This window comes from Pseudomonas sp. LB3P31 (assembly GCF_054897945.1).
This window is the reverse complement of record NZ_CM142710.1, coordinates 3,551,169-3,576,964: the sequence shown is the minus strand read 5'-3', so window position 1 is coordinate 3,576,964 and position 25,796 is coordinate 3,551,169. Positions and strand designations below refer to the sequence as shown.

The following is a 25,796-nucleotide window of genomic DNA, read 5'->3' as shown; positions in this document are numbered from 1 at the left end:
AAACGACTCCTGATTTCGTATGTCCCGACTCAATCCCCGGCAGCAAGAAGCCGTGAGCTACGTCGGCGGCCCTCTTTTGGTGCTCGCCGGCGCAGGCTCCGGCAAGACCAGCGTGATCACGCGTAAAATTGCGCACCTGATCCAGAACTGCGGCATCCGCGCCCAGTACATCGTCGCCATGACCTTCACCAATAAGGCCGCGCGCGAGATGAAGGAACGGGTCGGCACCCTGCTCAAGGGCGGCGAAGGTCGCGGCCTGACGGTTTGTACTTTCCACAACCTGGGCTTGAACATCATCCGCAAGGAACATGCTCGCCTGGGCTACAAGCCGGGCTTCTCGATCTTCGACGAAACCGACGTCAAGTCGCTGATGACCGACATCATGCAGAAGGAATACTCGGGCGACGACGGCGTCGACGAGATCAAGAACATGATCGGCTCCTGGAAAAATGACCTGATCCTGCCGGCCGAAGCCCTGGAAAACGCGCGCAACCCCAAGGAGCAGACCGCCGCCATCGTCTACACCCACTACCAGCGCACGCTCAAGGCGTTCAATGCGGTGGACTTCGACGACCTGATCCTGCTGCCGGTAAAGCTGTTCCAGGAACACGCCGATATCCTCGAAAAGTGGCAGAACAAGGTCCGCTACCTGCTGGTGGACGAATACCAGGACACCAACGCCAGCCAGTATCTGCTGGTGAAGCTGCTGATCGGCACGCGCAACCAGTTCACCGTGGTGGGCGACGATGACCAGTCGATCTACGCCTGGCGTGGCGCGCGCCCGGAAAACCTGATGCTGCTCAAGGACGACTATCCGTCCCTGAAAGTCGTCATGCTCGAGCAGAACTATCGCTCCACCAGCCGCATCCTGCGCTGCGCCAACGTGCTGATCTCGAACAACCCCCACGAATTCGAAAAGCAACTGTGGAGCGAGATGGGTCACGGCGACGAGATCCGCGTGATCCGCTGCCGCAACGAAGACGCCGAAGCCGAGCGCGTTGCCGTCGAGCTGTTGACCCTGCACCTGCGCACCGACCGGCCCTACAGCGATTTCGCGATCCTGTATCGCGGCAACTACCAGGCCAAGCTGATCGAGCTGAAGCTGCAGCACCACCAGATTCCGTATCGCCTGTCCGGCGGCAACAGCTTCTTCGGGCGCCAGGAAGTAAAAGACCTGATGGCCTACTTCCGCCTGATCGTGAACCCGGATGACGACAACGCCTTCTTGCGGGTAATCAACGTGCCGCGCCGGGAAATCGGTTCGACTACCCTGGAAAAACTGGGTAACTACGCCACCGAACGCAAGATCTCGATGTACGCCGCCACCGACGAAATCGGCCTGGGCGAAACCCTGGACGCGCGCTTCACCGATCGCCTGTCGCGCTTCAAGCGCTTCATGGACCGGGTCCGCGAGCAGTGCGCCGGCGAAGATCCGATCTCGGCGCTGCGCAGCATGGTCATGGACATCGACTACGAGAACTGGCTGCGCACCAACAGCTCCAGCGACAAGGCCGCCGATTACCGCATGGGCAACGTCTGGTTCCTGATCGATGCGTTGAAAAATACCCTGGAGAAGGACGAAGAAGGCGAGATGACTGTCGAGGATGCCATCGGCAAGCTGGTCTTGCGCGACATGCTCGAACGTCAGCAGGAAGAAGAAGACGGCGCCGAAGGTGTGCAGATGATGACCTTGCACGCATCCAAGGGCCTGGAATTCCCCTACGTGTTCATCATGGGCATGGAGGAGGAAATCCTCCCGCACCGCTCCAGCATCGAAGCCGACACCATCGAAGAAGAGCGCCGCCTGGCCTACGTCGGGATCACCCGCGCGCGCCAGACCCTGGCCTTCACCTTCGCTGCCAAGCGCAAGCAGTATGGCGAGATCATCGATTGCGCACCGAGCCGCTTCCTCGATGAACTGCCGCCGGACGACCTGGCCTGGGAAGGCACCGACGACACACCGGTTGAAGTCAAAGCCGTTCGCGGCAATACCGCACTGGCCGATATACGCGCGATGTTAAAGCGCTAGAATTGAGCAATTTTTAACCCACGCGTTTTTAACCGAACACTTTTTGACCAGCTAGGCGCATACCGCGCCAGTAGAGGAAAGCTTCATGGAAGCACTGCACAAGAAAATTCGCGAAGAAGGCATCGTGCTTTCCGATCAGGTCCTGAAGGTCGACGCCTTCCTGAACCACCAGATCGACCCGGCCCTGATGAAGCTGATCGGCGACGAATTCGCCGCGCTGTTCAAGGATTCTGGCATCACCAAGATCGTCACCATCGAAGCCTCGGGCATCGCCCCGGCGATCATGACCGGCCTGAACCTCGGCGTACCGGTGATCTTCGCTCGCAAGCACCAGTCCCTGACCCTGACTGAAAACCTGCTGTCGGCGACCGTCTACTCGTTCACCAAGCAGACCGAAAGCACCGTGGCAATCTCCCCGCGCCACCTGACCAGCAGCGACCGCGTGCTGATCATTGATGACTTTCTGGCCAACGGTAAGGCGTCGCAGGCGCTGATCTCGATCATCAAACAGGCCGGCGCGACCGTGGCTGGCCTGGGGATCGTGATCGAGAAGTCGTTCCAAGGTGGACGTGCAGAGCTGGATTCGCAGGGTTATCGGGTTGAATCGCTGGCGCGGGTGCAGTCGCTGAAGGGTGGCGTTGTCACCTTCATCGAGTAACCCGCGGCCCCCTGTAGGAGTGAGCCTGCTCGCGATAAGGCCATCACATTCAACATCATTGTCGACTGTGACACCGCCATCGCGAGCAGGCTCACTCCTACAGGGGTGTGTGTTGTTGGTTAGATCGCGCTGGCCTTGAGGCCAGTCAGCAACAACCGCTGATACAAATCCTCCTTCAAACCCTCCGGATTAGTCAGCTGCATCCGCTCCAGGTGCACCGCAAACTCCGACGGCTCCGGCGCATCCAGCGCGGCCTTGCCCAGTTCCAGAATCTCCGTCAGCTTGAACTTGCTCTTCAACCAGTTCAAAGCCCGCAACAGATCTCGCTCCACTTCAGTGAAATCACAGCCCAGCGGATACTCCGGAAACAACTGCGGATGCCGTGACTGAATCGCCAGCAAGCGTTGCGGACTGTTGTCGGCAAAACGCGGATCGATGCGGAAATCTTTCGGCAGCTTGCCAACCTTCTGCGCCTGCTCGATCAAGCCCTGCTGAAAGCGTGAATCGCTGATGTTCAGCAGCGCTTCAATCACCGCCGCATCGGTTTTGCCACGCAGATCGGCGATGCCGTACTCGGTGACCACGATATCGCGCAGGTGTCGCGGGATGGTGCAATGGCCGTACTCCCAGACGATGTTGGAGCTGACCTCCCCGCCCGCTTCGCGCCAGCTGCGCAAGATCAGCACCGAGCGCGCACCTTCCAGTGCATGCCCCTGGGCGACGAAGTTGTATTGCCCGCCGACTCCGCTGAGCACACGCCCATCTTCCAGTTGGTCGGCCACGCCGGCGCCCAACAGGGTCATGGTGAACACCGTGTTGATAAAACGCGCATCCAGGCGCTGCAGGCGCTTGAGTTCCTCCTGGCCGTAGAGCTCGTTGATGTAGCTGATGCGGGTCATGTTGAATTCGAGGCGCTTGCTCTGCGGCAACTCGCGCAGGCGCTCGTAGAAGCTGCGCGGCCCGAGGAAAAAACCGCCGTGCACTGAGATGCCGTCAGTCTGCGCCGCTTCATCCAGCGTGCCGGCATTCGCCTGCTGCTGGGTCGGCACGTCCGGGTAGACCTTGCGCCGCACGATCCCGGCATCGGCCAGCACCAGCAGGCCGTTGACGAACATTTCGCTGCAGCCGTACAAGCCCCTGGCAAACGGTTCGACGCCACCTTCGCGTTCGATCAATTGTGCCCACTGGCTGAGATTGATGTCGGCCAGCAAGGCCTTGTAGCCGTCATTATCGGCCTGGCGTGCGAGCAGCGCGGCGGTGAGTGCATCGCCCATGGAACCGATGCCAATCTGCAACGTGCCGCCGTCACGCACCAGCGTGCTGGCGTGCAGCCCGATGAAGTGGTCCTGGAAACCCACCGGCATGTTGGGCGTGGAAAACAGCGTGGTCTCGTCCTTGGCATCGATCAACAGGTCGAAGGTGTCGATGCCGACTTCTGCGTCGCCAGGCATATACGGCAGATCGTTGTGCACCTGCCCTACCACCAGGATGGTCTCTCCCGCGGCGCGGCGTTTTTCAACCATCGGCAGCAAATCGAGAGTGATGTCCGGGTTGCAGCTCAGGCTCAAGCGGTCGGGATGTTCGTTGTGGCTGGCCACCATCTGCGCGATCAGGTTCAAGCCGGCGGCATTGATGTCGCGGGCAGCGTGGCTGTAGTTGCTGCTGACGTAATCCTGCTGGGCCGACGCGCTATGCAGCAGGCTGCCTGGCTGCATGAAGAATTGCTGCACATGGATATTGGCCGGCAGGCTGTCCTTGAGCAGGTCTGCCAGGAAATCCAGTTCTGGATAGTCGCCGAATACCCGCTCGATGAAAGGCTTGAGGAAGCGCCGTTGCAGCCCATCACCCAGCACCGGCCGGCCGAGGCACAAAGCGGTGTAGACGGTCAGCTGACGCTCGGGCAGCTGCGCCACGCGGTTATACAGCGCGTTGACGAAGTGGTTGGGTTTGCCCAGCCCCAGGGGCAGGCCCATGTGAATGTGCGCCGGCAACCGTGCCAGGACATCATCGACCGCTTGCTCGATAGAACACAGCTGAACCATCTGACCTTCCCTTACATTCCGTGAATTGGGGTTGGACCGAGCTTGCCCGCTCTTTGCTGCATTGAACAGTCGCAATAGCCAAATCGCGCGCACAAAAAAGCCGCTCGAAAGCGGCTTTTTGCTGAAAATGAACGCTTATTTCAAGCCAGACATTTTCTCGATGGCGGCTTTGAGATCAGCATCCGAGCAATCGGCACAGGTGCCTTTTGGCGGCATTGCATTGATCCCGGTGATCGCCTTGGCAAGGATGCCGTCGAGGCCGCCCTGGTGGTCGGCACGTTCTTTCCAGGCTGCAGTGTCACCAATTTTTGGTGCACCCAAGAGGCCGGTGCCATGGCAAGCGTTGCAATGTTTTGCAATGATCGAGTCAGGTGTCTTGGCATCACCGCCGCCTACCGAAGCAGCGACTTCCATGCCCTTGCACTCTTGCCCAGTTACACAAACCTGGCCAACTGGCGCCAGGCGCTTGGCAATATCATCATTCGTCGCAGCTTGAGCGCTGACAGCCCATAGGGCCAGTACGGTTGCTGGTACAGCCAGCATTTTCATAATTAGATTCACGCGTTCACCCTCAATGGTGGCTAGTCACGCCCACGGCCACGGTTCGCAGGCGGGCGCAAGTATAGCGGTAAGCCCGCCACACTGAAACAACCCCAAAGTCGAAGGGGTCTTGTTCCACGGCGTTAAAACGGTTCGGGCGCCTCGGCAGTACTGGCAGGAAGCCTCTTCTCTTAGAAATTCGCCGGTGTCGCTGCGCTGATTAGTCGCGCCGGGGCATCGAACGGATTACGGAAACGGTGCGGCTTGGTACTTTCAAAGTAGTAGCTGTCGCCGGCTTCGAGCACAAATGTTTCAAGGCCCACCACCAATTCCAGCCGCCCCTCGAGCAAAATCCCGGTTTCCTCACCCTCGTGGGTGAGCATTTCGTCACCGGTGTCGGCGCCTGGCGGGTAGATTTCGTTGAGGAACGCGATAGCGCGGCTCGGGTGAGCCCGGCCGACCAGTTTCATGGTGACTGCACCATCGGAAATATCGATCAGCTCGTTGGCTTTGTAGACGATCTGAGTCGGTTTTTCCTGCAGGATTTCTTCGGAAAAGAACTCGACCATGGACATGGGAATTCCGCCCAGCACCTTGCGCAACGAACTGATCGAGGGGCTGACACTGTTCTTCTCGATCATCGAAATGGTGCTGTTGGTGACGCCCGCGCGTTTGGCGAGCTCACGCTGGGAGAGGCCTTTGAGCTTACGGATCGATTGCAGTCGTTCACCGACGTCCAATGCTTGCGCCTCCAGGAATTCAGGTAGTTGAATATTGAGCGTTATCATGGCGACAGCGTTCAATATTTACAACACTTGGCCCTGAATCCCATTGAGCGAGACAATTTCCGGTTCGCTGAGTTGCGCTTTAAACCCCGGAATAGAGCTTTGGCACCCGACGCAGGTTGCAAAAGATCTGGTAAGGAATCGTGTCCGCGGCCGCAGCCACTTCGCTGGCGAGGATGTTTTTTCCCCACAGCTCGACGGTGGAGCCGAGGCCGGCCTGGGGCACATCGGTCAAATCCACGCACAGCATGTCCATCGACACCCGGCCGATCAACTGGCTGCGCTGGCCGGCAACCATGACCGGCGTGCCGGTTGGTGCCTGACGCGGATAACCATCGGCATACCCCATGGCGACCACGCCGACGCGCATCGGCCTCGGGGTGACAAAACGGGCGCCATAACCAATCGGCTCACCGGCCGGAAGCTCACGCACGCAGATCACTTTCGATTCGAGAGTCATCACCGGTTGCAGGCGCGAGGCCACTCTGTTGGCTTCTTCGAACGGGGTTGCACCGTATAACATGATCCCCGGGCGGACCCAGTCGCTGGGAATCTGCGGCCAGCCCATCACGGCCGGCGAGTTGCGCAGGCTGATCTCAGCCGGCAAACCCTGGCGCGCAGCTTCAAACACCGCGACCTGATCGGCACTGGCTTGATCATGCAACTCATCGGCCCGGGCGAAGTGGCTCATCAACACCACCTTCGAGACCTTGCCGCTGGCCAGCAAACGCTGATAAGCCGCCTGGTAATCCGCCGGATGCAAGCCGACCCGGTGCATGCCCGAATCCAGCTTAAGCCACACCGTGATCGGTTTGCCCAGTGCAGCCTTTTCGATCGCCTCAAGTTGCCACAGCGAATGCACCACACACCAGAAATCGTGCTCGACGATCAGCGACAGCTCATCGGCTTCGAAGAAACCTTCCAGCAACAACACCGGCGCCCGAATGCCTGCAGCGCGCAGTTCCAGGGCTTCCTCGATGCAGGCCACGGCAAACCCGTCTGCCTCAGACTCAAGGGCCTGGGCACAACGCACCGCGCCATGTCCGTAGGCATCTGCCTTGATCACTGCGAGAGCCTTGGCCCCCGTGACTTCACGGGCCAGTTGGTAGTTGTGACGCAGGGCTTGAAGGTCGATCAGGGCACGGGCAGGACGCATGGCGGCAGACTTCTGGTCAGTCATTGGAATAAAAACCGGTGCTGGCTCGCGGCGTGAACCGCCAGTAGCACCGGGAGAGGGATCTTGCTTATGGCAGCGCGGCTACAACCGACAGCTCCACCAGGATTTCCGGCTCGCACAGCTTCGATTCAACTGCGGCTCGGGCTGGCGCGACGCCTTTTGGCAGCCACTTGTCCCAGACCGAATTCATGCCGGCGAAATCTGCATCGATGTCTTTCAGGTAGATCGTTACCGAGAGCAGACGACTCTTGTCAGTCCCGGCCAGATCCAGCAAACGCTCGATATTGGCCAGTGTTTCACGGGTCTGCTGTTCAATCCCGGCGCTCATGTCGTCGCCGACTTGCCCTGCCAGATACACGGTACCGCTATGGACGACGATCTGGCTCATGCGCTCATTGGTGAGCTGGCGCTGGATTGACATGTTTTGCGGACTCCTGGATTTTGTTGCCGTAACGGGAAATATCGAGGCCTTCGGCACTGATCTGCGGCGTTCTCTTGGCCATAAGATCGGCCAGCAAGCGACCGGAGCCGCACGCCATGGTCCAACCGAGCGTGCCGTGACCGGTGTTCAAAAACAGGTTGCTGAACGGGGTGGCGCCGACGATCGGCGTACCGTCCGGAGTGGTCGGACGCAGGCCGGTCCAGAAACTCGCCTGGGCCAGGTCGCCGCCCTGAGGATAGAGGTCGTTGACGATCATCTCCAGGGTTTCACGTCGACGCGGATTCAGCGACAGGTCAAAACCGGCGATTTCCGCCATGCCGCCGACGCGGATGCGGTTGTCGAAACGGGTGATCGCAACCTTGTAGGTCTCGTCGAGAATGGTCGAAGTTGGCGCCATCGCCGGGTTGGTGATCGGCACAGTCAGGGAGTAACCCTTGAGCGGATACACCGGAGCCTTGATGCCCAGCGGCTTGAGCAGCTGCGGCGAGTAGCTGCCGAGCGCGAGCACATAGCGGTCGGCGGTTTCCAGCTTGCCGTCGATCCACACGCCATTGACGCGATCGCCAGCGTAGTCGAGCTTCTGGATGTCCTGGCCGAAGCGGAATTCAACACCCAGTTTAACGGCCATTTCGGCCAGGCGGGTGGTGAAGATCTGGCAGTCGCCAGTCTGGTCATTCGGCAGGCGCAGGGCGCCGGCGAGTATGTTGGTGACGCTGGCCAGGGCCGGTTCGACCCGGGCGATACCGGCACGATCGAGCAGCTCGAACGGCACGCCGGACTCCTTCAGGACGGCAATATCTTTCGCCGCGCCGTCCAGTTGCGCCTGGGTGCGGAACAATTGGGTGGTGCCGAGGCTGCGGCCTTCGTAAGCAATGCCAGTTTCGGCGCGCAATTCATCGAGGCAGTCGCGGCTGTACTCGGACAGACGCACCATGCGCTCCTTGTTCACCGCATAACGGCTGGCGGTGCAGTTGCGCAGCATTTGCGCCATCCACAGGTACTGGTCGATATCAGCGGTAGCCTTGATCGCCAGCGGGGCATGGCGCTGCAGCAGCCACTTGATGGCCTTGAGCGGAACGCCCGGGGCGGCCCACGGCGACGCATAGCCCGGCGACACCTGCCCGGCGTTGGCGAAACTGGTCTCCATGGCAGCGGCCGGCTGACGATCCACGACCACCACTTCAAACCCGGCTCGAGCCAGATAATAAGCACTGGCGGTACCGATGACGCCGCTACCCAAGACCATAACGCGCATTTTCATATCCCTCATCGCGGCTTGCCGCTGACGTTTGTTGTGTTCGAGCAATGTTGTGCGCAGTGTAAAAAAGATTAGGCAGTGCTTTTCACTATATAAGTGCCTATATTTGGCGACAATTCTCGGCAAAAACCCTTTTCACGGAGGCGCATCCCCTATGCGTACCAACACTCAAACCAAACGTGAGCTGGACAAGATCGACCGCAACATCCTGCGGATCCTGCAAGCGGATGGACGTATCTCGTTTACCGAGCTGGGGGAAAAGGTCGGCCTGTCGACCACGCCCTGTACCGAGCGGGTGCGCCGACTGGAGCGCGAAGGGATCATCATGGGCTACAACGCCCGGCTTAATCCGCAGCATTTGAAGGGTAGTCTGCTGGTGTTCGTCGAGATCAGCCTCGACTACAAATCCGGCGACACTTTCGAAGAGTTCCGGCGGGCGGTGCTGAAACTGCCCCATGTGCTGGAGTGCCATCTGGTGTCAGGGGATTTCGACTATCTGGTGAAAGCGCGGATTTCCGAGATGGCTTCGTATCGCAAACTGCTGGGGGATATTTTGCTCAAGCTGCCGCATGTGCGTGAGTCCAAGAGCTATATCGTGATGGAAGAGGTGAAGGAGAGTTTGTGTTTGCCGATTCCGGATTGAATCTGGAAGATCAAAAGATCGCAGCCTGCGGCAGCTCCTACAGGGGAACGCGGAACTCCTGTAGGAGCTGCCGCAGGCTGCGATCTTTTGCTGACGACGCTCAAACCAGCACTTGTCGGGTACTGGCCATATACTCATGAATCTGCTTCTCCACCCGCGGATGAATCAGCTCCACCGGCCCCCGGCCATTGGGGCACGGCAAGGTCTTCGTGGTACCAAACAACCGGCAGATCAGCGGCCGCTCGTCATAGACCGTGCAACCATTCGGGCCCAGGTGCACGCAGTTGAGCTCGTCCATCGCCGCATCCTGCTCGGCGCGGGTCTTGCGCGGCAGGCGCGACATTTCTTCCGGCGAAGTGGTCACTGGCCCGCAGCAGTCATGGCAGCCAGGTACACACTCAAACGAGGGTATCTGCTGGCGCAGGGTGCGAATTTTCTGACTGTTGCAGCTCATCGAAACAGTGGCCAAAGCAGCGGAATAGAGCGCAATTGTGCAGCATAAGTGCCGATCCAGACAGCGCCAGCCGACCAGTGTTGCCCGCTCGCAAAGCTCCGGCTTATGCTCCGTCACATTTTCCAGACATCAGAATCAGGAACACGCACATGAATGCCCGTGCTCAGCAACCTGTCCAAAGCCAGCAGCACCCGCGCTCCTACTATGCCGCCAGCAGCCTGCCGCAGCCCGACCATCCGGTGCTGCAGGGCGAAATAGTGGCTGACGTGTGCGTGGTCGGTGGTGGTTTCTCCGGGCTGAACACAGCACTGGAACTGGCCGAGCGCGGGCTCAACGTGGCGCTGCTGGAGGCTCATAAAATCGGCTGGGGAGCCAGCGGTCGCAACGGCGGGCAATTGATTCGCGGGGTCGGTCATGGCCTCGATCAATTCGCCAACGTGATCGGTACCGACGGCGTGCGTCAGATGAAGCTCATGGGCCTTGAAGCGGTGGAAATAGTCCGCCAGCGAGTCGAGCGTTTTAACATCGCGTGCGACCTGACCTGGGGCTACTGCGACCTGGCCAACAAGCCCGGCGACCTGCAAGGTTTCGCCGAAGACGCTGCAGAGTTGCGCAGCCTCGGTTATTGCTACGAAACCCGGCTGCTGCAAGCCAATGAGATGCACGAAGTGGTCGGGTCGGATCGGTATGTCGGCGGCCTGATCGACATGGGCTCCGGCCACCTGCATCCGCTCAACCTGGCGCTGGGCGAAGCCGCTGCCGCGCAGCAACTGGGCGTGCGGTTGTTCGAACACTCGGCGGTGACTCGCATCGACTACGGCCCGCAGGTCACCGTCCACACCGCCCAAGGCTCGGTTCGCGCCAAGACTCTGGTGCTGGGCTGCAATGCCTATCTGAATGAACTCAACCCCGAACTCAGCGGCAAAGTGTTGCCGGCAGGCAGCTACATCATCGCCACCGAGCCCCTGAGCGAAGCACAGGCTCACTCATTGCTGCCGCAGAATATGGCGGTGTGTGATCAACGGGTGGCACTGGACTATTACCGACTCTCGGCGGATCGGCGCCTGCTGTTTGGCGGTGCCTGCCATTATTCAGGACGGGATCCGAGCGATATCGCGGCGTACATGCGGCCGAAAATGCTCGAGGTGTTCCCGCAACTGGACAGCGTGAAGATCGACTATCAATGGGGCGGGATGATCGGCATTGGCGCCAACCGGCTGCCGCAGATTGGCCGACTCAAGGATCAACCGAATGTGTATTACGCCCAGGCGTATTCGGGGCATGGGGTGAATGCCACGCACCTGGCGGGCAGGCTGCTGGCGGAGGCTATCAGCGGGCAGCAAGGTGGTGGGTTCGATCTGTTTGCCAAGGTGCCGCACATTACTTTCCCTGGTGGCAAGCATTTACGCTCGCCGTTGTTGGCGTTGGGGATGTTGTGGCATCGGCTGAAAGAGTTGGTCTGAGCAGTTGTCTGTGTTGCTAAAGCCCTCATCGCGAGCAGGCTCACTCCTACAGGGGATTTGTGAGTGACACAGCCCCTGTAGGAGTGAGCCTGCTCGCGATGGGGCCGTCATTAACGGGGCAATCATCAGATCCGCCAAAACGGTTTCAGCCCCTCCTCCCGCGCCTGCTCCCGGCTCAAGCCAACATCCTTGAGCTGGTCAGCCGTCAGCGTCAGCAACGCCCTGCGCGTATGCACCCGACGCCAGAACAGACCCCAGCGACCCAGGCCGGACGGCGCATTGCGCATGTTCGCCCCGCGAGTACCGTGATCCTGTCCTTTCGCCAGTTCCTGACTCCGTAACGTCAGCCGCACATCGCTCAAGCCGTTCATTGTGGTGACTCCTGTTTACTTGGGTAGCAAGAGGTTTCATGATGCGCGGGCGAGCAAAACCATTACAGATTCAACCAAGCTGTATTAACCCCATACAGAATTGCCAATCTTCACTCTGAATCGTCGATTTGTGCACCATCTGTACTGGTCTACCGAATCACCCACCTCGAGACTGCGCCATGACTCTCTACGTCAACCTTGCCGAATTGCTCGGCACGCGTATCGAACAGGGCTTTTATCGCCCGGGTGATCGGCTGCCGTCAGTGCGGGCGCTGAGTGTCGAACACGGGGTAAGCCTGAGCACGGTGCAGCAGGCTTATCGAGTACTGGAAGACAGCGGGCTGGCGATGCCCAAGCCCAAGTCCGGCTACTTCGTGCCCGCCAGTCGCGAACTGCCGGAGTTGCCGGCCATCGGGCGTCCGGCGCAACGTCCGGTAGACATTTCCCAGTGGGACCAGGTGCTGGAATTGATTCGCGCGGTACCCCGCAAGGACGTAATCCAGTTGGGCCGCGGCATGCCCGACATCACCACGCCGACCATGAAACCCCTGCTGCGCAACCTCGCGCGGATCAGCCGCCGGCAGGACATGCCCGGCCTGTATTACGACAACATCCACGGCACGCTCGAACTGCGCGAACAGATTGCGCGCCTGATGCTCGATTCCGGATGCCAGTTGAGCGCCAGCGACCTGGTGGTAACCACCGGCTGCCATGAAGCCCTGTCGACCAGCATCCGCGCGATTTGCGGGCCCGGCGACATCGTGGCGGTGGATTCGCCGAGTTTTCACGGCGCCATGCAGACCCTCAAGGGCCTGGGCATGAAGGCCCTGGAGATTCCCACCGACCCGATTACCGGGATCAGCCTCGATGCGCTGGAACTGGCCCTGGAGCAATGGCCAATCAAGGTCATACAGTTGACCCCCAACTGCAACAACCCCCTGGGCTACATCATGCCGGAGTCGCGCAAACGCGCGTTGTTGACACTGGCCCAGCGTTTCGACGTGGCGATCGTCGAGGACGATGTGTATGGAGAACTTTCCTACACCTACCCGCGACCGCGCACGATCAAGTCCTTCGACGAAGACGGCCGGGTTCTGCTGTGCAGTTCGTTCTCCAAAACCCTCGCGCCGGGCCTGCGCATTGGCTGGGTAGCGCCGGGGCGCTATCTGGAACGGGTGCTGCACATGAAATACATCAGCACCGGCTCCACCGCGCCGCAGCCGCAGATCGCGATTGCCGAGTTCCTCAAGGCGGGGCATTTCGAGCCCCATCTGCGGCGGATGCGCAGCCAGTATCAACGCAATCGCGACCTGATGATCGACTGGGTCACCCGCTATTTCCCCACCGGTACCCGCGCCAGTCGCCCTCAGGGCAGCTTCATGCTTTGGGTCGAGCTACCGGACGGTTTTGATACGCTGAAACTGAATCGTGCCCTGCACGACCAGGGCGTACAGATTGCCGTGGGCAGTATTTTTTCCGCCTCCGGCAAGTACCGCAATTGCCTGCGAATGAACTACGCTGCCAAACCAACGCCACTGATCGAGGAAGCGGTGCGCAAGGTCGGCGCGGCGGCGACCAAGCTGCTGGCAGAAACCGGTCACATCCACGACTGACCTTTCTGCGCAAACCGGCGTCCATATAACGACCCCAGCCGCCAAACGGAACGATCCTACGTGAGAGTCAGACATTCGCTGCTCGCTTTTCTGCTTCTCGCTTCGCTGCTTGGCGGCTGCGCCAGCCTTGATGTGACACGCGAACCCAGCCAGGCCCTGCCGGCCAGTGACTCGGCGTTCGGCCGGTCGATCCAGGCCCAGGCGGCGCCCCACGAAGGCAAATCCGGTTTTCGCCTGCTGTCCAATAGCAGTGAAGCCTTCATGGCGCGCGCCGAGCTGATCCGCAATGCCCAGAGCAGCCTCGACCTGCAGTACTACATCGTCCACGACGGCATCAGCACGCGGATGCTGGTGGAAGAACTGCTGAAGGCGGCGGATCGTGGCGTGCGGGTCAGAATCCTCCTGGACGACACCACCAGCGACGGCCTGGACTGGATCATCGCGACCCTGGCAGCGCACGAACACATTCAAATCCGCCTGTTCAACCCGCTGCATTTGGGCCGCTCCACTGGCGTCACGCGCAACATGGGCAGGCTGTTCAACCTGTCGCAGCAACATCGGCGCATGCACAACAAGCTGTGGCTGGCAGACAACAGCGTGGCCATCGTCGGCGGACGCAACCTGGGTGATGAGTATTTCGACGTCGAGCCCAACCTGAATTTCACTGACATCGACATGCTCAGCGTCGGCCCGGTCGCCGAGCAGTTGGGGCACAGCTTCGATCAGTACTGGAACAGCGCGCTGAGCAAGCCCATAGACCAGTTCCTCTCGAGCAGGCCGACCCAGAAAGACCTGCAAGACACCCGCTCCCAGCTCGAACAATCCTTGGAAGAAACCCGCAAGCAGAATCACGCGCTCTATCAGCATCTGATGACCTACAACACCAACCCGCGCATGGACGTCTGGCGCCGGGAGCTGATCTGGGCCTGGAACCAGGCGCTGTGGGATGCACCGAGCAAGGTGCTGGCCAAGGGGGAGCCCGATCCACAGCTGCTGCTGACCACTCAACTTGCGCCTGAACTGAACGCGGTGAGCAAAGAGCTGATCCTGATCTCGGCCTATTTCGTGCCGGGCCAGCCGGGCCTGGTGTACCTGACCGGCCGGGCTGATGCCGGTGTCTCGGTAACCCTGCTGACCAACTCGCTGGAGGCCACCGATGTGCCAGCGGTGCACGGCGGCTATGCGCCTTATCGCAAGGCGTTGCTGGAACATGGCGTGAAGCTCTTCGAGTTGCGCCGCCAACCCGGCGAGGGCGGCGGCAGCGGGCCGAATCTTTTCTCCAGCAAGTCCTACCGTGGCTCTGATTCAAGCCTGCACAGCAAAGCGATCATTTTCGATCAGCAGAAGTCGTTCATCGGCTCCTTCAACTTCGATCCGCGCTCGGTGTTGTGGAATACCGAAGTTGGAGTCTTGGTGGACAGCCCCGAACTCGCCGCACATGTACGCAAATCGGCGCTGGAAGGCATGGCGCCGCCCTTGAGCTATCAAGTGGAATTGCAGAACGAACAGATCGTCTGGGTCACCGAGGACAACGGCAAGATGCACGTGCTAACCAAAGAACCGGGTAGCTGGTGGCGCCGGTTCAACGCCTGGTTCAGCACAGCGGTGGGCCTGGAGCGGATGCTATAGCTGCTTTGAGCTCTAGGCCGGCTCGGCGATCTCGCCAAACGCCCCTTGGCGCAGCAACAAAATCACCAACCCCAACGCCCCCGCCGCCATCAACAACGGCAACGCATGGCCACTGATCCACTGGCTGCCCGCACCGGCCACCAGCGGCCCGACGAGACAGCCGATCCCCCACAGCTGGGCGATATGGGCATTGGCGCGCACCAGTGCGTCGTCGCGGTAGCGCTCGCCAATCAGGATCAGCGACAAGGTGAACAAGCCACCCGCACTCGCGCCGAACAGCACCCACAACGGCCAGATCAGCAGCGTGTCGATCAACAACGGGATCGCCAGGCTCGACACCAGCAGAATCACCGCACAGCCAGTGAACAGCGTGCGCCTGGACAAGCGATCCGCCAGCGCACCAATCGGCAGCTGCAGCAACGCATCGCCCACCACCACAGTGCTGACCATCGCCAGGGCGATTTCCGTAGTGAAGCCCTGGCGCAGGCAATACACCGGCAGCAACGTCAGGATCATCGCTTCGAACGCCGCGAACAGCGACACCGCCCAGGCAATCGCTGGCAAACCGCGGCAGAAAACCAGCAGATCCTTGAAGGTCACGCTACAGGCTTCGCTGCTGGGCGCCCCGCTGCGCCCCAACAACAGCAGCGGCGCGACCATCAGCAACGCCACACCGACCCAGAATCCGTAGTCATGATCGGTGCCCACAGCCCCCAGCAGCAGCGGGCCGGCCAGCTGACTCAATGCGTAGGCGCTGCCATACAGGGCCACCAAGCGTCCGCGCCATTGCTCGATGACCAACTGATTGATCCAGCTTTCACCGAGGATAAACACCAGGGTCAGGATTACCCCGATCATCAGCCGCAACACCAGCCAGATCGGATAGCTCGGCAATAGCGCCAGCAAACCAATGGACAGCGCCCCGGCCCACAGGCACAGGCGCATCAGATTCGCCGTGCCAAAGCGCGCCGCCAGGTGGCTGCAAATTTTCGCCCCCAGCAATACGCCAATGGCCGGCATCGCCGCCATCACGCCAATCGCGAACGAACCGTAGCCCCAGCCTTCCAGGCGAAACGACACCAGCGGCATGCTGACACCCAGGGCCAGGCCGACACTCAAGACAGACGCCAACACGGCGAAATACGTCGCCCAACGCATGTTCCACGCTCCTGTGGATATTATTTTTCACACATCACACAAAACAAAGTGGGAGCGGGCTTGCTCGCGAAGGCGCCAGCACATTCAACATCAATGTTGACTGTTACACCGCCTTCGCGAGCAAGCCCGCTCCCACAATGGATCTTCGTTGTTTAGAGAGCCTGGTTTGCGCAGGCGCCCTTAACGGCTTACAACTTGATCCAGGTCGCCTTCAGTTCGGTGTACTTGTCGAACGCGTGCAGCGACTTGTCGCGACCATTACCCGACTGCTTGAACCCGCCAAACGGCGCAGTCATATCACCGCCGTCGTACTGGTTGACCCAGACGCTACCAGCGCGTAGCGCCTTGGCGGTCAGGTGCGCCTTGGAAATGTCCGCAGTCCATACCGCAGCAGCCAGGCCGTACGGCGTGTCGTTGGCGATCTGCACCGCTTCCTCGGCGCTGTCGAAGGTGATGACCGACAGTACCGGGCCGAAGATCTCTTCCTGGGCGATTTTCATCGCATTGCTTACGCCGTCGAAAATCGTCGGCTCAACGTAGGTGCCGCCAGTTTCCTGAAGAACCCGCTTGCCGCCCGCCACCAGCTTGGCGCCGTCGGTATGGCCGGATTCGATGTAGGACAGCACGGTGTTCATTTGCTGGGTATCCACCAGCGCACCCACGTTGGTCTCAGGGTCCAGCGGGTTGCCCGGCTTCCAGGTTTTCAGCGCCTCGATCACCAGCGGCAGGAATTTATCCTTGATCGAACGCTCGACCAGCAGGCGCGAACCGGCAGTGCAGACTTCGCCCTGGTTGAAGGCGATGGCACCAGCCGCCGACTCGGCAGCCGCCTGCAGGTCCGGAGCATCGGCGAATACGATGTTCGGGCTCTTGCCGCCGGCTTCCAGCCAGACGCGTTTCATATTCGATTCGCCGGAGTAGATCAGCAGTTGCTTGGCGATCTTGGTCGAACCAGTGAACACCAGCGTGTCGACATCATTGTGCAGAGCCAGCGCCTTGCCAACCGTGTGACCGTAACCCGGAAGGACGTTCAGCACGCCTTTCGGGATGCCGGCTTCAACCGCCAGGGCGGCAATGCGGATGGCGGTCAGCGGCGACTTCTCGGACGGCTTGAGGATCACCGAGTTGCCGGTGGACAGCGCCGGGCCGAGCTTCCAGCACGCCATCATCAGGGGGAAGTTCCAGGGCACGATGGCGGCGACGACGCCCACCGGCTCGCGGGTCACCAGGCCCAACTGGTCGTGCGGGGTGGCGGCGACTTCGTCATAGATCTTGTCGATCGCTTCACCGCTCCAGCTTAGGGCTTGCGCCGCGCCTGGAACGTCGATGTTCAGGGAATCGCTGATCGGCTTGCCCATGTCCAGGGTTTCAAGCAGGGCCAGCTCTTCGGCGTGCTGTTTCAGCAGGCCGGCGAAACGGATCATGGTGGCTTTGCGTTTGGTCGGCGCCAGGCGCGACCACACACCGGAATTGAAGGTGGCGCGGGCGTTTTCAACAGCGCGCTGGGCATCGGCGGCGTCGCAGCTGGCGATCTTGCCCAGCAGCCGGCCATCGACCGGGCTGATGCACTCGAAGGTCTCGGCAGAGACGGCATCGGTGTATTCACCATTGATGTAGGCGCGGCCTTCGATCTTCAGGTCGCGAGCCCGTTGTTCCCAATCGGCACGAGTCAGGGTGGTCATACGAGTGTCCTCCTCTTGTTGAATACGAGCGCCCTGCGTTCTTCGCGGACGTTCTCAGGAATTCCGCCAGGCCATCCCGCATGTTCGGCCCAAGGCAACCGCCACCCTAAACCAGCGGCAGGTGAAGTTTCAATATATTTGACATAAGGCCGGCAAACGGCCTTGCGATGTTCATTTTAATAAACATAGACTTCGGGCTTTCCAACGCAATCACTGGGGATTAGAACAATGAACATCCAGGACATCGCCGATTTCAGCCAGGCCGACATCCAGCCCGATCGCTATCGGCCGGACGACGCCAAAATTCTCAAGGGCGAGCCCGATCAAGCGGTGTACAACCACTACAACAGCCCCTGCGGCCAGTTGAGTGCAGGCGTCTGGGAAGGCGCAGTCGGCCAGTGGCTGGTGAACTTCACCGAGCATGAGTACTGCGAAATCGTCCAAGGCGTCTCAGTACTGCGCGACAACGACGGCAACAGCAAAACCGTGCGCGCGGGTGATCGTTTTGTCATCCCTGCGGGCTTCAAAGGCACCTGGGAGGTGCTGGAGTCATGCCGCAAGATTTACGTGGCGTTCGAACCGAAGGCGTAGAGCCAAGCCGCCTCAGCACCAAAGCCCGTCCTGGTGATGGGCTTTTTCATGTCCGGTAAAAAATCCAAACACCGAGACACATTCCATCGAGTGATAAATCCGCGAGGTTGCTCCAGTATCTGGCCACGTCACCCACGACGGGTGACGGGAGCACATTCGCTCCAGACCACTATCGCAAGGAAGCACTTCATGAGCACCGATTTGAACCAACACCTGGTCACTGCCAATCAGTACGTAGGCAAACAGTATTCCGAGGAACTGCGTGCAGAACTGGTCAAGAAGACCGGTTTGGCAGTACGCCCGCGCGGTGACGGCTACATCATGACCAAGGACTACAACCCGGCGCGCATCAACCTGCTGGTAGAAAACGAAATCATTACCCATGTGACCATGGGCAACTGATCTACTGGGTGTTAGCCCAGGCAACAAAAAAGGCCCGTATCTCGCGATAGGGGCCTTTTTCGTAAGAGAGAGAAAATCAATTACTTGATTTTGCCTTCTTTGTAGATCACGTGCTTGCGAACAACCGGATCAAATTTCTTGATCTCGATTTTGTCCGGAGTAGTACGCTTGTTCTTGTCGGTAGTGTAGAAGTGACCAGTACCGGCGCTCGAAATCAAACGAATCAATTCACGCATGATTAGCTCCCTTAGATCTTGCCAGCTTTGCGGATTTCGGCCAGCACGACAGTGATGCCACGCTTGTCGATGATACGCATGCCTTTGGCAGATACGCGCAGACGCACGAAACGTTTCTCTTCTTCAACCCAGAAGCGGTGATGCTGCAGGTTCGGCAGGAAACGACGACGGGTTTTGTTGTTTGCGTGGGAAATGTTATTCCCAGTCACCGGACCCTTACCGGTAACTTGACATACTCTCGACATGCCTCAGCCCTCTAAAACCACATGCCCAACCCGGCATGGGTTGGCCGCTTAATCTCTCAGTCATTTGGCGCCAGGCGCCGCGTTTCTTTAGAGGTCTTACCGGCTACACCTACAGTGAAGGAACCGGGCCCCTAGAAAAGAGCGCTGCTTTATACCAGAAAGACCGCAGAGCAACAACATTCCGTGTGCGCAGAGTTGATAAAAACCCTGTTTTTTTGGCTTAGAGCGCTTTGGACAAAGGCTATGGCCAATATTGACCGCTCGTCGCAGAGAATCAGCCAACGGGCTGATTCAGGGTTTCGCCCAATCGCCGCACACGGAAATCAGTCGCACATAGTCCCCCGAAAATGAAAATGGGGATAGTCATTTGCGAGGGAGCCATCTAGGGTAGCCTTTTCCAGACTGCTCTTGCAGATGGGCCTTCGATCTGTAAAGGAATCCGACCATGCGCCTCGCTGCCCTACCGCTGTTGCTCGCCCCTCTTCTGCTGAGCCCGCAAGCCATGGCTGCGGCCTTGAGCGTCTGCACCGAGGCCAGCCCTGAAGGGTTCGATGTGGTGCAATATAATTCGCTGACCACCACCAATGCCTCAGCCGATGTACTGATGAATCGCCTAGTGGACTTCGACACGGCCAGCGGCAAAGTGGTCGCCGGCCTGGCAGACAGCTGGGAAGTCTCTCCCGACGGCCTGAGCTACGTCTTCAAATTGCATCCGCAAGTAAAATTCCACCGCACTGAGTACTTCGCGCCCACTCGCGACCTGACCGCCGAAGACGTTAAATTCAGCTTCGACCGCATGCTCGACCCGGCGAACCCCTGGCACAAAGTAGCGCAGAGCGGCTTCCCGCATGCGCAGTCGATGCAACTGCCCGCGCTGATCAAGAAGATCGATGCCCTGGACCCGCTCACCGTGCGCTTCACCCTGGATCACCCGGATTCGACCTTCCTGCCGACCCTGAGCATGGGCTTCGCCTCGATCTATTCCGCCGAATATGCGGACAAACTGATGAAAGCCGGCACGCCGGAAAAGCTCAACAGCCAGCCGATCGGCAGCGGCCCGTTCATCTTCACGCGCTTCCAGAAAGACGCCTCGATCCGCTACAAGGCCAACCCTGACTATTTCCGTGGCAAGCCTGCGGTCGACCCGCTGATATTTGCGATCACCCCGGACGCCAACGTGCGCCTGCAGAAACTGCGTCGCAACGAGTGCCAGATCGCCCTGTCGCCCAAGCCGCTGGACGTACAGGTGGCTCAGAAAGAGCCGACCCTGAAAGTGGAAAAGACTGACGCCTTCATGACGGCGTTCGTCGCGATCAATAGCCAGCATCCCCCCCTGGACAAGCCGGAAGTGCGCCAGGCGATCAACCTCGCCTTCGACAAGGCCAACTACGTCAAGGCGGTGTTCGAAGACACGGCCGAGCCCGCCACCGGCCCCTACCCGCCAAACACCTGGAGCTACGCCAAAGGCCTGCCGGGCTACCCGCACGATGTCGCAAAGGCCAAGGCACTGATGGCCAAGGCCGGGCTCAAGGACGGCTTCCAGACCACCATCTGGACCCGTCCTTCCGGCAGCCTGCTGAACCCCAACCCAAGTCTTGGCGCGCAGATGTTGCAGTCGGACCTGGCGGAAATCGGCATCCAGGCCGAGATTCGCGTGATCGAATGGGGCGAAGTCATCCGCCGCGCCAAGGCTGGCGAGCATGACCTGTTGTTCATGGGCTGGGCCGGTGACAACGGCGACCCGGACAATTTCCTCACCCCGCAATTTTCCTGCGCGGCGGTCAAGTCCGGCACCAACTTCGCCCGCTACTGCAACCAGGACCTGGACAAGTTGATCAGCGCCGGCAAGACCACGTCCGAACAAGGGGTGCGTACCAAGCTGTATGAACAGGCCCAGGCGCAAATCCAGCAGCAGGCACTGTGGCTGCCGCTGGCGCACCCGACCGCGTTTGCGTTGCTGCGCAAGGATGTCGAGGGGTATTCGGTGAGTCCGTTTGGGCGCCAGGACTACTCCAAGGTCAGCGTCAAGTAACCGAAACCACTGCACAACTTGTGGGAGTGAGCCTGCTCGCGATAGCGTCCATTCAGACACTGAAACGTTGCCTGACATGACGCCATCGCGAGCAGGCTCGCTCCCAAGGGTTTTACTCAACTGCGAACCATTGCTTACATCCACCCATACTCAGCCATCGACAACGGATCCCCGTCACCTACGATAAAATGGTCGAGTATCCGCACGTCGATCAACTGCAAGGCCTCCTGCAGCCGCTTGGTCAGCTTGCGGTCGGCCTGGCTGGGGGTGGCGTTGCCCGAGGGGTGGTTGTGGCACAGGATCAACGCAGCGGCGTTGTTGGCCAGTGCGCGCTTGACTACCTCCCGGGGATGCACGCTGGTGCTGTCGATGGAGCCGCGAAACAGCGCTTCGAAGGTCAGCACCTGGTGCCTGGAGTCCAGAAACAGGCAGCCAAAAACTTCCTGTTGCTCGTGCCGCAGCATCGATTTCAAGTAGTCACGAACCGCCTGGGGATTTTCCAGCGCCGAACGCACGCGCAGGCGCTCTGCCAAATGCCGCCGGTTCATTTCCTGCACCGCCTGCAGTTGCGCAAACTTCGCCGGACCCAGCCCCAGCTCGCCGCTGAACGTCGGTTGGTCGGCCTCCAGCAATGCCCGCAGGCTGCCAAATTTGCTCAACAGGTGACGCGCCAGGTCCACTGCGCTTTTACCAGCCGCACCGGTTCGTAGAAAGATTGCCAGCAACTCTGCGTCGGAAAGGCTCGCCGAACCCAGTTCCAGCAGCTTTTCCCGTGGTCGCTCGGCCATCGGCCAATCACGAATACTCATAGCACCTCCCTGTCTGTGGGCGCCGCTGTTCCATAGCGGTCGCTGTGATATCTTAGCCCATCTTTTTTGCGGGCGAGTTCATCCCTGGGGAGGGGGTTTCGCCATGCAGTCACCAACGAATTGAAAGGCTGACCTATGCAGCGGCTGTATCGGAAACGCATTGTTCTGGGCGTCGGCGGCGGCATCGCTGCCTACAAGAGCGCCGAGCTGGTTCGCCGACTGATCGACCAGGGCGCCGAAGTGCGCGTGGTCATGACCCGTGGTGGCAGTGAATTCATCACGCCGTTGACCATGCAGGCGTTGTCCGGACATCCGGTGCACCTGGACCTGCTCGACCCCGCCGCCGAAGCGGCGATGGGCCACATCGAGCTGGCCAAATGGGCTGATCTGGTACTGATCGCCCCGGCCACCGCCGACCTGATCGCCCGTCTGGCACAGGGAATCGCGAACGACCTGCTGACCACGCTGGTGCTGGCTACTGACGCTGTCGTGGCCGTGGCCCCGGCAATGAACCAGGCCATGTGGCGCGACCCGGCGACCCAGGCCAACCTGCAAATTATCGAAAGCCGCGACCTCAAGGTCTTCGGTCCGGCTTCCGGCAGCCAGGCCTGCGGCGACGTCGGCATGGGGCGGATGCTCGAAGCTAACGACCTCGTCCAGTGCGCAGCGGACTGCTTTCAGCGCCAGGCCCTGACTGGCAAGCACGTGCTGATTACGGCCGGCCCGACCCAGGAAAACATCGACCCGGTGCGCTACATCACCAACCACAGCTCGGGGAAAATGGGTTTTGCACTGGCTGAAGCCGCTGTCGAAGCCGGTGCCCGAGTCACCCTGATCACCGGCCCGGTGCACCTGCCGACCCCGGATCGTGTCACCCGCATCGATGTGGTCAGCGCCCGCGACATGCTCGCCGCCTGTGAAGCCGCGATCCCCTGCGACCTGTTCATCGCCTCTGCGGCAGTCGCCGACTACCGGCCTGAGGTCGTCGCACCACAAAAACTCAAGAAAGATCCTACAAGCGGCGACGGCTTGTTGCTGCAGATGGTGCGCAATCCAGACATTCTGGCCTCCATCGCCACCCGCCCTGACCGACCCTTCAGTGTCGGCTTCGCCGCCGAGACCGAACACCTGCTCGATTACGCTGCACGCAAGTTGAAGGACAAGAACCTCGACCTGATCGTCGCCAACGACGTCGCGAACCCGAGTATTGGCTTCAACAGCGAAGAAAACGCCTGCAGCGTGATTGACCGCCAGCTCCACGCCACACTTTTCGCCCAGACCAGCAAGAGCAAGATTGCTCGCCAGCTGATCACTTTTATCGCCGAACGTCTGAACCAGGTTTAATTTACATGCACGCTTTGCAAGCCAAGATCCTCGACCCCCGCATCGGTACCGACTTTCCGCTACCGCAGTACGCCACCCCAGGCTCCGCCGGCCTCGACCTGCGCGCCATGCTGGAACAGGACACCGTGATCAAGCCAGGCGAAACCCTGCTGATCCCTACAGGCCTGTCCATCTACATCGGCGATCCGGGCCTCGCGGCGTTGATCCTGCCGCGCTCGGGCCTGGGCCATAAGCACGGCATCGTGCTGGGCAACCTGGTGGGCTTGATCGACTCCGATTACCAGGGCCCGCTGATGGTCTCCTGCTGGAACCGCGGGCAGAGCGACTTCACTATGGTGGTGGGTGAACGCCTGGCCCAACTGGTGCTGGTGCCGGTGGTTCAAGCGCATTTCGAGATGGTCGAGGAATTCGTCGAAACCGAACGCGGCGCAGGTGGATTCGGGCATACCGGTACCCGTTGATCGAAAGAAAGCACACCCCTGTAGGAGCTGCCGAAGGCTGCGATCTCTTGATCTTGAGAAACACAATCAAAAGATCGCAGCCTTCGGCAGCTCCTACAGTACAGGGATCTAGCGACCAATCGGGCGCCAATTTCGGCGCAATTTATAGCTCTAAAAACCAAGGCAACGGACGGCCAAATGCTCACTGAAAACGCTGGCATGGCCTTTTCGCACCACGAACTCTCTGTGGAAAACGCCGTCATACCCTTCAGTTTGAACCCGCCGACGAGTATTTCGCAGGCCAGTCCAGCCACTTTCGAGATGGAGCATTTTTACAGATGAGCACCCCAGCCCAAGTCGCACCGACATTCCCCGACAGCATTTTCCGCGCCTACGACATTCGCGGCACAGTCCCGGAATTTCTCAACGCTGAGACCGCTTACTGGCTCGGTCGCGCCATCGGCGCGCAAAGCCTGGCGCAAAACGAACCCAACGTTTCCGTCGGTCGCGATGGACGCCTATCTGGCCCCGAGCTGGTCGAACAATTGATCAAGGGCCTGGCTGACAGCGGTTGCCAGGTCAGCGACGTCGGCCTGGTGCCGACGCCTGCGCTGTACTACGCCGCCAACGTCCTGGCCGGCAAATCCGGAGTGATGCTCACCGGTAGCCACAACCCGTCGAACTACAACGGCTTCAAGATCGTCATCGCCGGTGACACCCTGGCCAACGAACAGATCCAGGCCCTGCATGACCGCCTCAAGACCAACAACCTGAGCAGTGGCAAGGGCAGCATCACCCAGGTCGAAATCCTCGACCGCTACAACACCGAAATCGTTCAGGACATCAAGCTGGCCCGCCGCCTGAAAGTCGTGGTCGACTGCGGCAATGGCGCCGCTGGCGTGATCGCTCCACAACTGATCGAAGCCCTGAACTGCGAAGTCATTCCGCTGTTCTGCGAAGTCGACGGCAATTTCCCGAACCATCACCCGGATCCGGGCAAGCCTGAAAACCTCGTCGACCTCATCGCCAAGGTCAAGGAAACCAACGCCGACCTCGGCCTGGCGTTCGACGGCGACGGCGACCGCGTTGGCGTCGTGACCAACACCGGCAGCATTGTCTACCCGGACCGTCTGCTGATGCTGTTTGCTCGCGATGTACTGGAGCGCAACCCGGACGCGGAAATCATCTTCGACGTCAAATGCACCCGCCGCCTGACACCGCTGATCAAGGAATACGGCGGTCGCCCGCTAATGTGGAAGACCGGTCACTCGTTGATCAAAAAGAAAATGAAACAAACCGGCGCGCTATTGGCCGGTGAGATGAGCGGGCACATCTTCTTCAAGGAGCGCTGGTTCGGTTTTGACGACGGCATTTACAGCGCTGCGCGTCTGCTGGAGATCCTCAGCAAGGAAAAATCCACTGCGGAAGAGCTGTTTGCGACCTTCCCGAACGATATTTCCACGCCGGAAATCAATATCCATGTGACCGAAGAGAGCAAATTCAGCATCATTGATGCATTGCACGACGCGAAATGGGGCGAAGGCGCCGACCTGACCACCATCGACGGCGTGCGAGTCGACTACGCCAAAGGCTGGGGCCTGGTGCGCGCATCCAACACCACACCGGTGCTGGTGCTGCGTTTCGAGGCCGATGACGAGGCTGAACTGCAGCGCATCAAGGACGTGTTCAAAGTCCAGTTGAAGCGTGTTGCACCTGATCTCCAACTACCGTTTTGATGTATTGAAGCGCCATT

At 60.0% G+C, this 25,796-nt stretch carries 24 protein-coding genes and 1 pseudogene; 12 read left to right on the top strand and 13 right to left on the bottom strand.

Annotated features, from left to right (window positions below):
* Nucleotides 1–19 precede the first annotated feature (19 nt).
* Together rep and ACYZTK_RS16145 are read left to right on the top strand one after the other, a co-directional pair.
* Nucleotides 20–2,029, top strand: a complete 2,010-nt coding sequence (rep, locus tag ACYZTK_RS16150; RefSeq protein WP_462010797.1) for a DNA helicase Rep — start codon at nt 20–22, stop codon at nt 2,027–2,029.
* Nucleotides 2,030–2,114: 85 nt separating this feature from the next.
* Entirely contained in the window at nt 2,115–2,687 is a 573-nt protein-coding gene (locus ACYZTK_RS16145; RefSeq protein ID WP_462010796.1) for a xanthine phosphoribosyltransferase, read from the top strand.
* A 119-nt stretch (nt 2,688–2,806) separates the two neighbouring features.
* Here the strand turns inward: ACYZTK_RS16145 and ACYZTK_RS16140 are convergent, their stop codons facing one another.
* The 6 genes from ACYZTK_RS16140 to dadA all read right to left on the bottom strand — a co-directional run bounded on the left by ACYZTK_RS16140 (nt 2,807) and on the right by dadA (nt 8,928).
* Nucleotides 2,807–4,729 carry an acetyl-CoA hydrolase/transferase C-terminal domain-containing protein gene (locus ACYZTK_RS16140; RefSeq protein ID WP_462010795.1) on the bottom strand — a complete coding sequence of 641 codons (1,923 nt, stop codon included), beginning with the start codon at nt 4,727–4,729 and terminating at the stop codon, nt 2,807–2,809.
* A 135-nt stretch (nt 4,730–4,864) separates the two neighbouring features.
* Nucleotides 4,865–5,278, bottom strand: coding sequence for a c-type cytochrome (locus ACYZTK_RS16135; RefSeq protein WP_462014912.1), 414 nt, complete (start codon nt 5,276–5,278; stop codon nt 4,865–4,867).
* A gap of 182 nt (nt 5,279–5,460) precedes the next feature.
* Complete coding sequence (locus ACYZTK_RS16130; RefSeq protein ID WP_008150195.1) at nt 5,461–6,009, bottom strand: cupin domain-containing protein; 549 nt, start codon at nt 6,007–6,009, stop codon at nt 5,461–5,463.
* A 127-nt stretch (nt 6,010–6,136) separates the two neighbouring features.
* Nucleotides 6,137–7,210: an alanine racemase gene (gene alr, locus ACYZTK_RS16125; protein ID WP_462014911.1), complete on the bottom strand. Its 1,074-nt coding sequence runs from the start codon at nt 7,208–7,210 to the stop codon at nt 6,137–6,139.
* An 88-nt stretch (nt 7,211–7,298) separates the two neighbouring features.
* Nucleotides 7,299–7,652 carry a RidA family protein gene (locus ACYZTK_RS16120; RefSeq protein ID WP_462010794.1) on the bottom strand — a complete coding sequence of 118 codons (354 nt, stop codon included), beginning with the start codon at nt 7,650–7,652 and terminating at the stop codon, nt 7,299–7,301.
* On the bottom strand, nt 7,624–8,928 hold the full coding sequence (gene dadA, locus ACYZTK_RS16115) for a D-amino acid dehydrogenase (protein ID WP_462010793.1): 1,305 nt from the start codon (nt 8,926–8,928) through the stop codon (nt 7,624–7,626). The genes ACYZTK_RS16120 and dadA overlap by 29 nt, the downstream gene beginning before the upstream one ends.
* 157 nt (nt 8,929–9,085) lie before the next feature.
* On the opposite strand from dadA, the gene ACYZTK_RS16110 reads away from it, so the two are divergent.
* Nucleotides 9,086–9,574, top strand: a complete 489-nt coding sequence (locus ACYZTK_RS16110) for an Lrp/AsnC ligand binding domain-containing protein (RefSeq protein ID WP_010465173.1) — start codon at nt 9,086–9,088, stop codon at nt 9,572–9,574.
* A gap of 100 nt (nt 9,575–9,674) precedes the next feature.
* On the opposite strand, the gene ACYZTK_RS16105 is transcribed toward ACYZTK_RS16110, so the two are convergent.
* Entirely contained in the window at nt 9,675–10,028 is a 354-nt protein-coding gene (locus tag ACYZTK_RS16105) for a YkgJ family cysteine cluster protein (protein ID WP_007947437.1), read from the bottom strand.
* Nucleotides 10,029–10,177: 149 nt separating this feature from the next.
* Here ACYZTK_RS16105 and ACYZTK_RS16100 point away from each other — a divergent pair, with 149 nt between their 5' ends.
* Entirely contained in the window at nt 10,178–11,491 is a 1,314-nt protein-coding gene (locus tag ACYZTK_RS16100) for an NAD(P)/FAD-dependent oxidoreductase (protein WP_462010792.1), read from the top strand.
* Between the two features lie 125 nt (nt 11,492–11,616).
* Here the strand turns inward: ACYZTK_RS16100 and ACYZTK_RS16095 are convergent, their stop codons facing one another.
* Entirely contained in the window at nt 11,617–11,862 is a 246-nt protein-coding gene (locus ACYZTK_RS16095; protein ID WP_462010791.1) for a DUF1127 domain-containing protein, read from the bottom strand.
* A 179-nt stretch (nt 11,863–12,041) separates the two neighbouring features.
* On the opposite strand from ACYZTK_RS16095, the gene ACYZTK_RS16090 reads away from it, so the two are divergent.
* Nucleotides 12,042–13,475 carry an aminotransferase-like domain-containing protein gene (locus ACYZTK_RS16090; protein WP_462010790.1) on the top strand — a complete coding sequence of 478 codons (1,434 nt, stop codon included), beginning with the start codon at nt 12,042–12,044 and terminating at the stop codon, nt 13,473–13,475.
* A gap of 60 nt (nt 13,476–13,535) precedes the next feature.
* The gene (locus ACYZTK_RS16085) at nt 13,536–15,104 is read left to right on the top strand and encodes a phospholipase D family protein (protein WP_462010789.1); all 1,569 of its coding nucleotides are present in this window, start codon (nt 13,536–13,538) and stop codon (nt 15,102–15,104) included.
* A gap of 12 nt (nt 15,105–15,116) precedes the next feature.
* On the opposite strand, the gene ACYZTK_RS16080 is transcribed toward ACYZTK_RS16085, so the two are convergent.
* Nucleotides 15,117–16,262, bottom strand: coding sequence for an MFS transporter (locus ACYZTK_RS16080; protein ID WP_462010788.1), 1,146 nt, complete (start codon nt 16,260–16,262; stop codon nt 15,117–15,119).
* Nucleotides 16,263–16,450: 188 nt separating this feature from the next.
* Complete coding sequence (locus tag ACYZTK_RS16075) at nt 16,451–17,944, bottom strand: aldehyde dehydrogenase (RefSeq protein ID WP_462010787.1); 1,494 nt, start codon at nt 17,942–17,944, stop codon at nt 16,451–16,453.
* A 228-nt stretch (nt 17,945–18,172) separates the two neighbouring features.
* On the opposite strand from ACYZTK_RS16075, the gene ACYZTK_RS16070 reads away from it, so the two are divergent.
* Entirely contained in the window at nt 18,173–18,535 is a 363-nt protein-coding gene (locus tag ACYZTK_RS16070) for a cupin domain-containing protein (protein WP_462010786.1), read from the top strand.
* 189 nt (nt 18,536–18,724) lie between these two features.
* Nucleotides 18,725–18,937 carry a hypothetical protein gene (locus ACYZTK_RS16065; protein WP_462010785.1) on the top strand — a complete coding sequence of 71 codons (213 nt, stop codon included), beginning with the start codon at nt 18,725–18,727 and terminating at the stop codon, nt 18,935–18,937.
* 80 nt (nt 18,938–19,017) lie between these two features.
* On the opposite strand, the gene rpmG is transcribed toward ACYZTK_RS16065, so the two are convergent.
* Both rpmG and rpmB read right to left on the bottom strand, forming a co-directional pair.
* Complete coding sequence (gene rpmG, locus ACYZTK_RS16060; protein WP_007894709.1) at nt 19,018–19,173, bottom strand: 50S ribosomal protein L33; 156 nt, start codon at nt 19,171–19,173, stop codon at nt 19,018–19,020.
* An 11-nt stretch (nt 19,174–19,184) separates the two neighbouring features.
* Nucleotides 19,185–19,418 carry a 50S ribosomal protein L28 gene (rpmB, locus tag ACYZTK_RS16055; RefSeq protein WP_007894701.1) on the bottom strand — a complete coding sequence of 78 codons (234 nt, stop codon included), beginning with the start codon at nt 19,416–19,418 and terminating at the stop codon, nt 19,185–19,187.
* A gap of 445 nt (nt 19,419–19,863) precedes the next feature.
* Between rpmB and ACYZTK_RS16050 the strand changes: the two genes are divergently transcribed.
* Entirely contained in the window at nt 19,864–21,450 is a 1,587-nt protein-coding gene (locus ACYZTK_RS16050; RefSeq protein ID WP_462010784.1) for an ABC transporter substrate-binding protein, read from the top strand.
* A 134-nt stretch (nt 21,451–21,584) separates the two neighbouring features.
* On the opposite strand, the gene radC is transcribed toward ACYZTK_RS16050, so the two are convergent.
* Nucleotides 21,585–22,259: a RadC family protein gene (radC, locus tag ACYZTK_RS16045; protein WP_462010783.1), complete on the bottom strand. Its 675-nt coding sequence runs from the start codon at nt 22,257–22,259 to the stop codon at nt 21,585–21,587.
* A gap of 135 nt (nt 22,260–22,394) precedes the next feature.
* Here radC and coaBC point away from each other — a divergent pair, with 135 nt between their 5' ends.
* From coaBC to ACYZTK_RS16030, 3 genes and pseudogenes are all read left to right on the top strand, one after another.
* Complete coding sequence (gene coaBC / locus ACYZTK_RS16040; protein WP_462010782.1) at nt 22,395–23,603, top strand: bifunctional phosphopantothenoylcysteine decarboxylase/phosphopantothenate--cysteine ligase CoaBC; 1,209 nt, start codon at nt 22,395–22,397, stop codon at nt 23,601–23,603.
* Nucleotides 23,604–23,608: 5 nt separating this feature from the next.
* A complete protein-coding gene (gene dut / locus ACYZTK_RS16035) occupies nt 23,609–24,064 on the top strand; it encodes a dUTP diphosphatase (RefSeq protein WP_462010781.1) in 456 nt (151 codons plus the stop codon).
* Nucleotides 24,065–24,402: 338 nt separating this feature from the next.
* Nucleotides 24,403–25,779, top strand: a pseudogene (locus tag ACYZTK_RS16030) (phosphomannomutase/phosphoglucomutase); the annotation flags it as partial.
* Between the last annotated feature and the right edge of the window lie 17 nt (nt 25,780–25,796).